This is a genomic window from Ralstonia soli, assembly GCF_023955655.1.
Lineage (GTDB): Bacteria > Pseudomonadota > Gammaproteobacteria > Burkholderiales > Burkholderiaceae > Ralstonia > Ralstonia soli.
Genome location: NZ_JAMXHT010000007.1, coordinates 283,792 through 296,382 on the forward strand (window position 1 = coordinate 283,792; position 12,591 = coordinate 296,382).

Sequence of the window (12,591 nt, forward strand, 5' to 3'; positions counted from 1 at the left end):
ATGTCCTACGGTCAGAACGATCACGAACATGGCCCGCAGAGCTTCTGGACGCGCTACGTCTGGAGCCAGGACCACAAGGTCATCGCGGTGCAGTACTCGCTCACGGCCATCGCCATCGGGCTGGTGGGGCTCGTGCTGTCGAACCTGATGCGGCTGCAGCTGGGCTTTCCGGGCAAGTTCGCCTTCATCGACGTCAATCATTACTACCAGTTCGTCACCATGCACGGGATGATCATGGTGATCTACCTGCTCACGGCGCTGTTCCTGGGCGGTTTCGGCAACTACCTGATCCCGCTGATGCTGGGCGCTCGCGACATGGTGTTCCCGTTCCTGAACATGCTCAGCTACTGGGTCTATCTGCTGGCCGTGCTGGTGCTGGTGGCGAGCTTCTTCGTGCCGGGCGGCCCCACCGGTGCGGGCTGGACGCTGTATCCGCCGCAGGCCATCCTGCCAGGCACGCCGGGCACCGAATGGGGCATCGTGCTGATGCTGGTGTCGCTGGCGATCTTCATCGTTGCAGCCACGATGGGCGGGCTCAATTACGTGACGACCACCCTGCAGGCACGCACGCGCGGCATGACGCTGATGCGCATGCCGCTCACAGTGTGGGGCATCTTTACGGCGACCATCCTCGCACTGCTGGCATTTCCCGCGCTGTTCGTGTCGGCCATCATGATGCTGCTCGACAAGACACTGGGCACGAGCTTCTTCATCCCGGCGGTGGTGTCGATGGGGCAGACGCTCAAGCATGCCGGCGGCAGCCCGCTGCTGTTCCAGCACCTGTTCTGGTTCTTCGGCCACCCCGAGGTGTACATCGTTGCGCTGCCCGCATTCGGCATCGTGTCAGACCTCATCAGCACGCACGCGCGCAAGAACATCTTCGGCTACAGAATGATGGTGTGGGCCATCCTGATCATCGGTGTGCTGAGTTTCGTCGTGTGGGCACACCACATGTTCGTGGCGGGCATGAACCCGTACTTCGGCTTTTTCTTCGCCACCACCACGCTCATCATCGCCATCCCGACAGCGCTCAAGGTCTACAACTGGGTGCTCACGCTGTGGCGCGGCCATATCCACCTGACGGTGCCGATGCTGTTTGCGATCGGCTTCATCAGCACATTCGTGATCGGCGGGTTGACGGGGTTGTTCCTCGGCAATGTGAGCGTGGACATTCCGCTCTCGAACACGTACTTCGTGGTCGCGCACTTCCACATGGTGATGGGCGTGTCGCCGATCCTGGTGGTGTTCGGCGGGCTCTACCACTGGTACCCCAAGGTAACGGGCCGCATGCTGAACGACACGCTGGGCCGCGCGCATTTCTGGATCACCTTCATCGGCACGTACCTGATCTACTTTCCGATGCACTACCTGGGCGTGCTGGGCATGCCGCGCCGGTACTACGCGTATGAGGGCTACAGCTTCATCCCGCCGTCTGCGCAGACGCTGAATACCTTCATCACCATCGTCGCGATCATCGTGGGGGTGGCGCAGTTGCTGTTCCTCTTCAACCTGGCGTGGAGCCTGGTGCGCGGTAAGAAGGCCGACGGCAACCCGTGGCGCGCCACCACGCTCGAATGGCAGACGCCGCAAACGCCGCCGGTGCACGGCAACTGGGGGCCGACGCTGCCGGTGGTCTATCGCTGGGCGTATGAGTACAGTCCGCCCGGCCGTGCGGATGACTTCGTACCGCAGAACGAGCCGCCGTCGGGGGCACCTGAAACGGAAGCGGACATCCTTCACGCTGGCGAGGTGCGCGCATGACGACCTTGCCCCGCAGCTTCGTTCCGGATGCGCCAGCCGCATTACCAAGCGCTGGACGCATCGGCTTACGCGTGCTCATGTGTGTGGTGACGGCGCTGTTCTCGCTGCTGCTCCTGGCCTATGCAATGCGCATGCGTGAAGCGGACTGGATGCCGGTGCCCCACCCGACGCTGCTGTGGTGGAACACCAGCGCGCTCACGCTGGCCAGTGTGGCGATGGAGATTGCACGGCGCACCGACGCACGCCGCGCGCTCTGGCTGCTGGCAGGCGGCGCGCTGGCCGTGCTGTTCGTGTTCGGCCAATGGATGGCGTGGCAACAGCTGTCGGCCAGCGGAGAAGGCGTCACGGCCAATCCGTCCAACAGCTTCCTCTACGTGTTCACCGGTCTGCATGCCGTGCACGTGATCGGCGGCGTCATCGTCCTGGCGGTGACGGCAGCGCGCCTGCACAGCCATGTCGATCGCGCCCGCCGCGCAATCGCCCTGTGCGCAACGTACTGGCACTTCCTGCTGGCTATCTGGCTCGTGCTGCTGGCGGCGATGTGGTGGATCACGCCCGCGTTCGTCAGCGCCATCTGCGGGCCGCTGTACGGAGCCACGCCATGAGCAACCCCACGCTCCAAACCGATTCCCCCGAAGCCTTGCCCCAAGGCTGGCGCGGCGTCGCCCGCGACTGGTCGGACGACCGCGAAGCCTTCAAGGTGCCGTGGGGCAAGGCCATGATGTGGATCTTCCTGCTATCGGACACCTTCGTCTTCAGCAGTTTCCTGATCGGCTACATGACGGTGCGCATGTCGACCACCGTGCCGTGGCCCGACCCGTCCAAGGTCTTCGGGCTGTCGGTGGGCGGTGTGGAAGTGCCGTTATTGCTGATCGCCATCATGACCTTCGTGCTCATCAGCAGCAGCGGCACGATGGCCATGGCCGTCAACTTCGGCTACCGGCGAGAAGCCAAACGGGCCGCGCTGCTGATGTTGGCCACGGCCTTGCTGGGCGCGGCGTTCGTGTCGATGCAGGCGTTTGAATGGACCAAGCTGATCGTGCACGAAGGCATCCGCCCGTGGGGCAACCCGCTGGGCGCGGCGCAGTTTGGCGCGTGCTTTTTCATGATCACCGGCTTCCACGGCTTTCACGTGACCTGCGGCGTGATCTACCTGCTGGTGATCGCGCGCAAGATCCTGCAGCCGGGCTTTGCCGAGCACGGCAACTTCCAGATCGTGGAGATCGCGGGCCTGTACTGGCACTTCGTCGATCTCGTCTGGGTGTTCATCTTTGCGCTGTTCTATTTGTGGTGAGGCACGTCATGGACCACACCGACCTATCGCCCGCGTCCGGCACACCCGGCTCTCATGGGCAAACGCACCCCATCGGCATCTACCTGAAGATCTGGGGCCTGCTGTTCGTGCTCTCTACGATGTCGTATCTCGTGGATTACTTCCACGTGCAGGGCATGCTGCGCTGGACGCTGATCATCGTGTTCATGATCGCCAAGGCAGGCCTCATCGTGTCGGTGTTCATGCACATGATGTGGGAGCGGCTGGCGCTGGTGTACGCCATCCTCATGCCGCCCCTAGCCTTGCTGGTGCTGATGGTACTGATGGCCGCAGAGGCGCATCACACCTTCGGGATGCGCACCCTCTTCTTTCACTGAGCGCGGCTCGGCCCGCCGTCAGGCGACGGACGTGGCGTCCAGCGCCTGCGTAAAGTCTTCCAGCAGGTCTGCCTCGTCTTCAATGCCGACCGACACGCGCACGAGCGAATCCGCGATGCCCATGGAGGCGCGGCGCTCGGCGCCCATTTCCCAGTAGATGGTCGGTGCGACCGGGATCACCAGCGTGCGCGTATCACCCAGGTGCGTGGCGCGCACGGCGTAGCGCAGGTGGTCGAGCATGTCGACGTAATCTGCGCCCTCCACCAGTTCGAAGCTCAGCAGGCCGCCGTAGCGGCGGAACAGCTCGGTCGCGCGGGCATGCTCGGGGTGCTCCGGCAGGCCGGGGTAGTACACGCGTGCCACCTTCGGGTGTGCGGCCAGGGTACGGGCCAGTGCCAGGGCGTTGCTGCAGGTGCGGTCCACACGCAGGGCCATCGTTTCGGCACCCACGGCAATGCGGTGCGCGGCATCGGCGATGAGCGTGGCGCCCTGGTCGCGCAGGCCCTTTTTGCGGATCTGCTGGATGCCCTGCATTTCCGGCTTGGCCTTGCGATAGGCCGGGAAGATGTTCGGATACGCCGTCCAGTCGAACAGGCCCGTATCCACCACCGCGCCGCCCAGCGCGTTGCCGTGCCCGCCGATGTACTTCGACAGCGAATGCACCACCAGGCTGGCCTGCGCATCGCGCCCGCGGAACAGCCACGGCGAGGTCATCGTGCTGTCGATCACGTAGATCAGGCCGCGCGCCTTGCAAATCTCGCCAATGCCCTTCAGGTCCGCCACCTGCGTGCGCGGGTTGGCGATGGTTTCCACGAAGACGAGGCGCGTGTTGGGTTGCACGGCATCGGCCACGGCCTGCGCCGACGTGGCATCGACAAACGTCACTTCCACGCCCATGTTCCGCAGCGTTTCGAACACGCTGTTGGTGTTGCCGAACAGGAAGGCGCTCGAGACCACGTGGTCGCCCGCGCGCAGCATGGTCGAAAACACTGCCACGATGGCGGCCATGCCGGTGGCGAAGCACGCGGTGGCCACGCCGTCTTCCATCATGGTGATCTTGGTTTCCAGCGCGGCCGTGGTCGGGTTGCCCTGGCGCGCGTAGGTGTAGCCGGGCTTGCCCTGGAATACGTCGATCAGCTCACGCGTCTCGGCATAGCCGTACGTGGTGGACGTGTGCAGCGGCTTGTGCACGGCGTAGTGCTCGACGCCGGCTTCGCGGTCGGCGTGCAGGAGGGCGGTGGTCAGTCCGGTCATGGCGGGGGCAGCAAAAAGGGCGGGAAAGTCCAGCATTATCGCGCGATTCCGGGGCCACCTGGGTGGGAAGGCCTGGCCGGCGTGGAACGTGCCTTGCGTCGCACCCCCGCGTTGCAAGACTGTCCGGAGCCCACGCCTGGTGACGAGCGCATCTCCTCCTCCCCCGCAGGTTGCCAGCCTGCAGCAACGCATTTTCGCGGCGCTATGGCGCGCGATCTGGCGCTACCGCAAGCGTGTGCTGGCGGCCGTGGCGCTGCTGGTGCTGGCCAAGCTGTGCGCGGTGGGGGTGCCGATCGTCCTCAAGTGGATCGTCGACGGCTTTGGCGATGCTGCCCGCGTGCGGGTGTTTCCGGCCTTCCTGCTGCTGGCCTACGCGGTGCTGCGCTTTGGGGGGACGCTGTTTGGCGAACTGCGCGACATGGTGTTCTCGCGCGTGTCGCAGCCGACCGTGGCGGCCTTCATGGCGCAGGCGTTCGAGCACCTGCACCAGTTGGGGCCGCGCTTTCATGCGAGCCGTCAGACCGGTGGGCTGATCCGCGATGTGGAGCGCGGCACCACCGGCATCGAGTTCCTGCTGGGCGTGGCGCTGTTCACGATCCTGCCGACGATGGTGGAAATCGGCTCGGTGCTCGTCATCATGATGAGCCGCTACAGCGGGTGGTACCTCGTCACCATCCTGCTGACGTTCGCGGCCTACTGCACGGCCACCGTACTGCTCACCCGCCGCCGCGTGCGGCTGCAGCGGCAGATGAACGAGTTCGACTCGCTGGCCGGCAACCGCCTGCTCGACAGCATGCTCAACCATGAAGCCGTGAAGGTCTACACCAGCGAGCGCTTCGAGGCCCAGCGCTACCGCGACATCCTGCGCCAACGCATTGAAACCGCCGTGGCCAATCAGCGTGCGCTGTCGCTGCTGCACGTGTCGCAAAGCGGCGTGATCGCGGGCGGCGTGGCCACCGTCATGCTGCTGGCGGGGCAGGACGTGACGCGCGGCGTGCTCTCGGTGGGCGACCTCGTGCTGATCAACGCGTACATCATCCAGGTGTGCCTGCCACTCAATGCGCTGGGCTTCATGTTCCGCGAGGCCAAGGACGCCGCCATCAACGCCGAGCGCCTCTTCCACCTGCTCGAACAGCGCCCCGACGTGGCGGACCTGCCCCACGGCGCGCCGCTGCACGTGACCCAGGGCGACGTGCAGTTCGACCACGTGGATTTCGGCTACGAGGCCACGCGCCCCATCCTGCACGACCTGTCACTGCATGTTCCGGCGGGGCGGACGGTGGCCGTGGTGGGCGGCAGCGGATCGGGCAAGTCGACGCTGGCGCGGCTGCTGCTGCGCTTCTACGACCCCTGGGCGGGCCGTGTGTCCATCGACGGGCAGGACCTGCGCGTGGTCTCGCAAGACAGCGTGCGCCGCGCCATCGGCATCGTCCCGCAGGACACCATCCTCTTCAACGACACCATCGCCTACAACATCGCCTACGGGCGCGAAGGCGCCACCATGGCCGAGGTGATCGAAGCAGCGCGCGCGGCCTATGTGCACGACTTCATCGCCGCACTGCCCGAGGGCTACCAGACCATGGTGGGCGAGCGTGGACTCAAGCTCTCGGGCGGCGAGAAGCAGCGCATTGCCATCGCGCGGGCGCTGCTGAAGAACCCGTCGATCCTGATCTTCGATGAGGCGACTTCGGCGCTGGACACACGCTCCGAGCGCGCCATCCAGCGCGAGCTGGACCGGCTCTCGGCGCACCGCACGACGTTGGTGATCGCGCATCGGCTCTCCACGGTGGTTGATGCCCACGAGATCGTCGTGCTGGAAAAAGGCCGCATTGTCGAGCGGGGCCGGCATACCGACCTGCTGGCCGCGGGCGGTGTCTACGCCCAACTCTGGACGCTGCAGCGCCAGCAGTCCGACCTGGAACAGGCGCAGCACCGGTTGGCGCAACAGCCGATCAACCTGGTGGCGCTGGTGGTGAGCGTGCTCGACGGCCTGCGCGAGGCGATCGAGGCGCGGCGCATCACCGTGTATTCCGTCATCCGGTCTGAGACGCCGAGCATCACCGGCGACCCGAGCCGCCTGCAGGGCATCGTGGGCGATGTGCTCAGCCACGCTGTGCTGTCCAGCCACACAGGCAGCCGCATCGAGATCGTGCTGGAACGCGTGGAAGGCATGGCGCAATTGCGCGTGACCGACACGATTGCCGTGCCGGCGGTGGCGGGTGCCGCCATTCCCACCCCGCCGCGCGCACCGGCCGCCATGGACGCCATGGAAGCAAACTCGGCGCGCTCCAACGGGGGCCTCGCAGCGGCCGCACCCGCGCCCGAACCATTCGACGTGCTGGACCCGGCCGAACCGCCCGCCACCCTGCGGCAAGAGCCGAGTCCTTTCGATACCGAGCTGCCCGACACCGCGCAGGACGTGGTGCATACCCCTGCGGCAACGCTCGACCCGCTGTGGATTCGCTCCGTGGTGGAACAGCATGGCGGGCGCTTTGCCGTCGTACCGCTGCCGCATGGCGAGGGCACGACCTACGTGATGGACTTCCCGATCCGGGCCGTCGCGCCGCTTGCGGCGGCACTGGGCGAAGCGGCTTCGGCAACGCCGCAACGGCAACCGGCGGCGGCAGACGCGGCGCTTGCGCCGCCCGACGCGCTGGCCGGGGTGCACGTGCTCATCGTCGACGACCAGGAAGACGCGCGCGAGATGCTGCAACTGCTGCTGGAAGCCTACGGCGCCAACGTCACCGCCTATGGGGCGGCCAAGCCTGCACTGGCGGCATTGCGCGCGGCGCCCGGCAACTCGTGGCCCGACGTGCTCGTCTCCGACATTGCGCTGGGCGACGACGAAGACGGCTACGCCCTGTTGCGCGCGGTGCGCATGCTGGAGAGCGAGCGCGACATGCCGCTCGATGCCCGCCTGCCTGCCGTGGCACTGTCCGGCTATGACCGGCCGGAAGACCGCACGCGCGCGTTGCTGGCGGGCTTCCAGTTGCACCTCGCCAAGCCCACCGAGCGCGGTGAACTCGTCACCGCCATCCAGAGCGTCATCCGTGTACGGCGCGCGCCCGCGCACGAATCGCACGTCTCCGCGTCTTTCCACTCAGCCCGGGAGTCTCCATGACCATGCTGGCCGATTTCGATCCTTCCCTCACCATGCAAGAACCGACCACATCCCACTTTGCCGGCGCCGATGCCGCACGCCGTGCAGTGGAGATGGCGCTGCAGCTCATCACGCAAGCCATGACCCGCCCGCAGGAGGTGGGCGACAGCGGCTTCCTGCACATCGTGGTGATGGACCCCGCACGCTCGCCGGCCGACTGCGTCTTTGATGAAGCCGTGCTGTATGAACACTCGGTCGGCGATCACACGCAATGGGATGCGGACTACGCCGCTTACGCCCGCGCCAAGGCCCGGCTGGCGTGGCAGCACGGCATGAGCACGCATGCGCTGCAGACGCTGCGCCCGCACGTGCTGCGCGCGGGCGACACCAACCTGTGGGGCAGTGCCGTGCTCGACGGCATCGTCGTCGGGGTGAGCGGCGCGCTGCCGTTCTATGACGAAGCCTTCGCGCATGTGGTGGCGGCATGCCTGCGCGCCGTTGCCAAGCAGGCCGCCGCTGCCACCGCCGGCACGCTGCGGCTGGCCTGAACGCCCAGCGGCGCACGATGAGCGTGATGCCATCGCCGCGCCGTTTCTCCTTGGGCCCCACGTAAGAATTACGCAGCGCCGCCGGCGCCATACGGTGCCGCGCGCGATGCCGCGACGGGCCTCCCCCTCGCACCACTTGCACCGCTCGCACGCTGCACGCACGCGCCGCCGTGCCGCTAACGCTTGTCCCGACAAGCGAGAAACGTCGCCTGTATCCGGATTCCAACACCGCTCGCGGAGCCCTGTCGTGCAAGGCCGCGCGCGGTGGCACGCCGGCTGCTGAGGGTGCTCGCACGTGGCTTCGACCTATCCAGCTCGCGACAGGCCACGACGATAACGAGGAGATCAGCATGCGCATCGCCATGGTCAGTGAACACGCATCGCCACTCGCCGACCTGGGCGGTGTCGACTGCGGCGGACAGAACGTCTACGTGCGCCATGTCGCGCGCCAGCTTGCGCGGCTGGGCCACCGCGTCGATGTCTTCACCCGCCGCGAGCGCCCGTGGGAGCCAGAGATCGTGCCGTTCGATGACGGATGCCGCGTCATTCACGTGCCCGCTGGGCCGGCCGCCGTGCTGCCCAAGGAAGCCCTGCTGCCGCACATGCACGCCTTCGGCCGCCACCTGCTGAACCAGTGCGCGCAGGCCCACGCCAGCGGCGACGGCTATAACGTGATCCATGCCAACTTCTTCATGTCGGGGCTGGCATCGCTCGCAGCGGCGGCACGCCTGCAACTACCGCTGGTGATGACGTTCCACGCGCTGGGCCGCGTACGCCGGTTGCACCAGGGCAGCGCGGACGGTTTTCCCGATGCGCGTTTCGCGATCGAAGACACCCTGGTGCAGCGCGCTGACCGCCTCATTGCCGAATGCCCGCAAGACCAGGCCGACCTGGAAACGCTGTACCACGCCCGCGCTGAGCAGATCGATGTGGTGCCCTGCGGCTTTGATGCAACGGAGTTTGCGCCCATCGACCGCGCCGAAGCCCGCCGCCGCCTGGGCGTGCCAGCCGACGCGTTTGTGGTGCTGCAGCTCGGCCGCATGGTGGCGCGCAAGGGGGTCGACAACGTCATCGAGGCCATCGGCAAGCTGCCGCCCGATGCACGCAAGCGCGTGCGCCTGTACGTGGTGGGCGGCAACACGGTAACGCCCGATGTGGCCGCCACACCGGAGCTTGGCCGCCTGCAGCGCATTGCGGCCGATGCCGGTGTCACGCAACAGACGGTCTTTGTCGGCAAGCGCGGACGCGCCGACCTGCGCGCGTGGTACAGCGCCTGCGATGTTTTCGTCAGCACACCGTGGTACGAGCCCTTCGGCATCACGCCCGTGGAGGCGATGGCCTGCGGGCGCGCAGTGATCGGCGCGGACGTGGGTGGCATCCGCTCGACCGTGCGCCACGGACGCACCGGCTTTCTTGTCCCGCCCAAAGACCCGCAAGCCCTCGCAGCACGTCTGCTGGAACTGATGCTGCAACCCGAGCTGTGCCGCGAGCTGGGCCAGGCCGGACTGGTGCGCGCCCGCATGCTCTACACGTGGCGGGGCGTGGCGGGGCAGCTGGAGCGCGCCTACCTCAAAGCCATCGATGCGCATGCGCGCGCCATGGCCCGCATGAACGGCTCGGCGCCCAGCGCCAACGCTTCGGCGGTTGCGGGGCTGGCCGCCTGATCTCCCGACTGATCCTCTTTCCATTGTCCAACCCCGACGCTGCCATGACCCAAACCGATTCGAACGCCCACCCCAACACTCCACCCACGCTGCGCGACCAGGTCATCGTCGTGACCGGTGCCGGGCGCGGGCTCGGTGCCGCCATCAGCCGCGTGCTGTCGGCCGAAAGCGCCACGGTGGTCGCCACCGACCACGATGCCGACACCGCCGACCGCACCGCCGCCGAGCTGATCGCCGAGGGTGGCCAATCCCACGCCATTGCGCTGGACGTGGGTGACGAAGCCGCCGTGCGCGGCGCACTCGACGAGGTGGTCGACCGCTTTGGCCGGGTGGACGCCGTCATCAACAACGCGGCCATCGACATCACGCTGCCCATCGACGAACTCAACGTGGAAGACTGGGACCGCGTGGTACGCACCAACCTGCGCGGCCCCTTCCTGCTGGCCAAGCACGCCAGCGTGCTGATGCGCAAGCGCGCGGGCGGCGCCATCGTCAACATTGCGTCCACCGCATCGCGCCGCGCGTGGCCGAATGCGTCGGTCTACCACGCCACCAAGTGGGGGTTGCTGGGGTTGTCGCACGCATTGCATGCCGAGCTGCGCCCGCATGGGATCAAGGTCTCCGCCGTGATTGCCGGCGGCATGCGCACGCCGTTCCTGCTGGACCGTTTTCCCGATATCGACGTGGGCAACCTGCAGGACCCGGCCAACGTGGCGGCCGCCGTGCGCTTCGTGCTGCTGCAGCCGGCCGAGACGGTCATCCCCGAAGTGATGGTGCTGCCGATGCGGGAGACGTCATGGCCCTGATGCATGCGCCATCGCGGCTGCCGACTTCGCCCGCGCGCGCCGCCATCTTTCTCGACAAGGACGGCACGCTGCTGCAGGACGTGCCCTACAACGTCGACCCTGCGCGCATTGCCCTCGCACCCGGCGCCGGCGACGGCCTGCGCCTGCTGGGCCGCACCGGCTTGCCGCTGATCGTGGTGAGCAACCAGCCCGGCGTGGCGCTGGGCTATTTCCAGATCGAGGCGCTGGAGGCCGTCGCGCGGCGCTTGCGCGAATTGTTCGCGGCGCACGGCGCGGTGCTCGGCGGGTTTCATTTCTGCCCGCATGCCCCCGCGCCCGACGGCGGTGCGGGCTGCTCGTGCCGCAAGCCGCACGACGGTCTGCTGCGGCAGGCCGCCACTTCGCACAACGTCGATCTGGATCGCTCGTGGATGATCGGTGACATCCTCAACGACGTGGAGGCCGGCCGGCGCGCGGGCTGCAGCACCATCCTCATCGCCAACGGCAACGAGACCCGCTGGGACCCCGGACGCCTGCGCGTGCCCGATTACATCGTCGGCCGCTTTGACGAGGCGGCGGCCATCGTCATCGCGCAGCACGCCGCCCGCATGGAGGCCGTGGCATGAGCGCAGCCGCCATCCCCGAGCGCCGCGCGGTGTGGGCCCATGCCGCGCGCATCCTGTGCGTGCGCCCGGACAACCTGGGCGATGTGGTGATGACCACGCCCGCCTTTCACGCGCTCAAGGCCAACGGCCCGGGTGGCCCCGACCGCCACCTGACGCTGCTGACCTCGCGCGCGGGCGCCTCGGCCATGCCGCACCTGACCGACATCGACGACGCGATCGCGTGCGACGTGCCGTGGGCCAAGCATGCCAATGCGGCCGACGCCGACCAGACCCGCGCGCTGGTCGACACCCTGCGCAAAGGCGCGTTCGACGCGGCGGTCATCTTTACTGTGCACACGCAGAACCCCTTGCCGGCCGCTCTGCTGTGTTTCCTGGCGGGCATTCCGCTGCGCCTCGCGCATTGCCGCGAGAATCCGTATGCGCTGCTGTCCGACTGGATTGCCGACCCGGATGCGCGCATTGCCGCCACCGCACCCGGCGACGTGCGCCACGAAGTGCGCCGCCAGCTCGACCTGGTGCGCCACGTGACCGATGTGCCGGCGCACCTGCCGCACCGTCTGCGCTTCAATGTTCGCCCGGCCGACCGCGATGCCGCGCGCAACAAGCTCGCCATGCGCGGCATCGGCCTGGACGCGCCCTGGATCGTGCTGCATCCGGGCGCGACCGCCGCCTCAAGGCGCTATCCGCCGGACCGTTTTGCGCACATCGCCCGCTCGCTGGCGCAGCGCTACGGTTGCCCGGTACTGGTGACGGGTGCGCCGGCGGAGGCCGAGCTTGTGCAGCAGGTCTGCATGCCGGGGCACGTGGCCGGGCAACGCGTGCTGAACCTGGCCGGCGCGCTCACGCTGGGCGAGCTGGCCGCGCTCATTGAAGGCGCGGCGCTGCTGGTGTCCAACAACAGCGGCCCCGTGCACCTAGCGGCGGCCACGCAGACCCCGGTGGTGGATCTCTACGCGCTCACCAACCCGCAACACACGCCTTGGGCCGTGCCGCACGCGGTGCTCTCGCACCAGGTGCCGTGCCGCTATTGCTATCGCAGCGTCTGCCCACTCGGGCACCAGGCCTGCCTGACCGGCGTGACGGAAGACGAGGTCATCGCGGCGGCGCACGCGCTTTGGCAGCCGACGCGCGTGGCGCAAGCATTGTGGCCGCCTGATGCGAGGCCCACCACCCGGGCCGTCACTCCGGTTGCCTAAGCCCCGC

11 protein-coding genes are annotated in these 12,591 nt (G+C 67.5%); 10 read left to right on the top strand and 1 reads right to left on the bottom strand.

The window, feature by feature from the left end:
* Genes ctaD through NG900_RS19875 form a run of 4 tightly spaced genes read left to right on the top strand, consistent with a single transcriptional unit; the run spans position 1 to position 3,411 of the window.
* Positions 1-1,761, top strand: a complete 1,761-nt coding sequence (gene ctaD, locus NG900_RS19860) for a cytochrome c oxidase subunit I (RefSeq protein WP_252683082.1) — start codon at positions 1-3, stop codon at positions 1,759-1,761.
* Positions 1,758-2,366: a cytochrome c oxidase subunit 3 gene (locus tag NG900_RS19865; RefSeq protein WP_252683083.1), complete on the top strand. Its 609-nt coding sequence runs from the start codon at positions 1,758-1,760 to the stop codon at positions 2,364-2,366. The genes ctaD and NG900_RS19865 overlap by 4 nt, the downstream gene beginning before the upstream one ends.
* Complete coding sequence (locus tag NG900_RS19870) at positions 2,363-3,055, top strand: heme-copper oxidase subunit III family protein (protein ID WP_252683084.1); 693 nt, start codon at positions 2,363-2,365, stop codon at positions 3,053-3,055. The genes NG900_RS19865 and NG900_RS19870 overlap by 4 nt, the downstream gene beginning before the upstream one ends.
* Positions 3,056-3,063: 8 nt before the next feature.
* The gene (locus tag NG900_RS19875) at positions 3,064-3,411 is read left to right on the top strand and encodes a cytochrome C oxidase subunit IV family protein (RefSeq protein WP_252683085.1); all 348 of its coding nucleotides are present in this window, start codon (positions 3,064-3,066) and stop codon (positions 3,409-3,411) included.
* Positions 3,412-3,429: 18 nt separating this feature from the next.
* Here NG900_RS19875 and NG900_RS19880 read toward each other — a convergent pair whose 3' ends face one another.
* Positions 3,430-4,701: a cystathionine gamma-synthase family protein gene (locus NG900_RS19880; RefSeq protein WP_420804173.1), complete on the bottom strand. Its 1,272-nt coding sequence runs from the start codon at positions 4,699-4,701 to the stop codon at positions 3,430-3,432.
* A 103-nt stretch (positions 4,702-4,804) separates the two neighbouring features.
* Between NG900_RS19880 and NG900_RS19885 the strand changes: the two genes are divergently transcribed.
* The 6 genes from NG900_RS19885 (at position 4,805) to waaF (ending at position 12,584) form a co-directional block, all read left to right on the top strand.
* Positions 4,805-7,786, top strand: coding sequence for an ABC transporter transmembrane domain-containing protein (locus tag NG900_RS19885; RefSeq protein ID WP_252683087.1), 2,982 nt, complete (start codon positions 4,805-4,807; stop codon positions 7,784-7,786).
* Complete coding sequence (locus NG900_RS19890; RefSeq protein WP_420804174.1) at positions 7,783-8,313, top strand: hypothetical protein; 531 nt, start codon at positions 7,783-7,785, stop codon at positions 8,311-8,313. The genes NG900_RS19885 and NG900_RS19890 overlap by 4 nt, the downstream gene beginning before the upstream one ends.
* Before the next feature lie 350 nt (positions 8,314-8,663).
* Positions 8,664-9,977, top strand: coding sequence for a glycosyltransferase (locus NG900_RS19895; protein ID WP_252683088.1), 1,314 nt, complete (start codon positions 8,664-8,666; stop codon positions 9,975-9,977).
* Between the two features lie 44 nt (positions 9,978-10,021).
* Positions 10,022-10,783: an SDR family oxidoreductase gene (locus tag NG900_RS19900; RefSeq protein WP_252683089.1), complete on the top strand. Its 762-nt coding sequence runs from the start codon at positions 10,022-10,024 to the stop codon at positions 10,781-10,783.
* Positions 10,774-11,388 carry a D-glycero-alpha-D-manno-heptose-1,7-bisphosphate 7-phosphatase gene (locus tag NG900_RS19905; protein ID WP_252683090.1) on the top strand — a complete coding sequence of 205 codons (615 nt, stop codon included), beginning with the start codon at positions 10,774-10,776 and terminating at the stop codon, positions 11,386-11,388. Before NG900_RS19900 ends, NG900_RS19905 begins: the two co-directional genes overlap by 10 nt.
* Entirely contained in the window at positions 11,385-12,584 is a 1,200-nt protein-coding gene (waaF, locus tag NG900_RS19910; RefSeq protein WP_252683091.1) for a lipopolysaccharide heptosyltransferase II, read from the top strand. The genes NG900_RS19905 and waaF overlap by 4 nt, the downstream gene beginning before the upstream one ends.
* Positions 12,585-12,591 lie beyond the last annotated feature (7 nt).

Excerpts from the sequence above, each read along its gene's own strand:
- NG900_RS19905 (WP_252683090.1), top strand. The coding sequence starts at position 10,774 with ATGGCCCTGATGCATGCGCCATCGCGGCTGCCGACTTCGCCCGCGCGC.
- NG900_RS19880 (WP_420804173.1), bottom strand. The coding sequence starts at position 4,701 with ATGCTGGACTTTCCCGCCCTTTTTGCTGCCCCCGCCATGACCGGACTG.
- ctaD (WP_252683082.1), top strand. The coding sequence starts at position 1 with ATGTCCTACGGTCAGAACGATCACGAACATGGCCCGCAGAGCTTCTGG.
- NG900_RS19865 (WP_252683083.1), top strand. The coding sequence starts at position 1,758 with ATGACGACCTTGCCCCGCAGCTTCGTTCCGGATGCGCCAGCCGCATTA.
- NG900_RS19890 (WP_420804174.1), top strand. The coding sequence starts at position 7,783 with ATGACCATGCTGGCCGATTTCGATCCTTCCCTCACCATGCAAGAACCG.
- waaF (WP_252683091.1), top strand. The coding sequence starts at position 11,385 with ATGAGCGCAGCCGCCATCCCCGAGCGCCGCGCGGTGTGGGCCCATGCC.
- NG900_RS19900 (WP_252683089.1), top strand. The coding sequence starts at position 10,022 with ATGACCCAAACCGATTCGAACGCCCACCCCAACACTCCACCCACGCTG.
- NG900_RS19870 (WP_252683084.1), top strand. The coding sequence starts at position 2,363 with ATGAGCAACCCCACGCTCCAAACCGATTCCCCCGAAGCCTTGCCCCAA.
- NG900_RS19895 (WP_252683088.1), top strand. The coding sequence starts at position 8,664 with ATGCGCATCGCCATGGTCAGTGAACACGCATCGCCACTCGCCGACCTG.
- NG900_RS19875 (WP_252683085.1), top strand. The coding sequence starts at position 3,064 with ATGGACCACACCGACCTATCGCCCGCGTCCGGCACACCCGGCTCTCAT.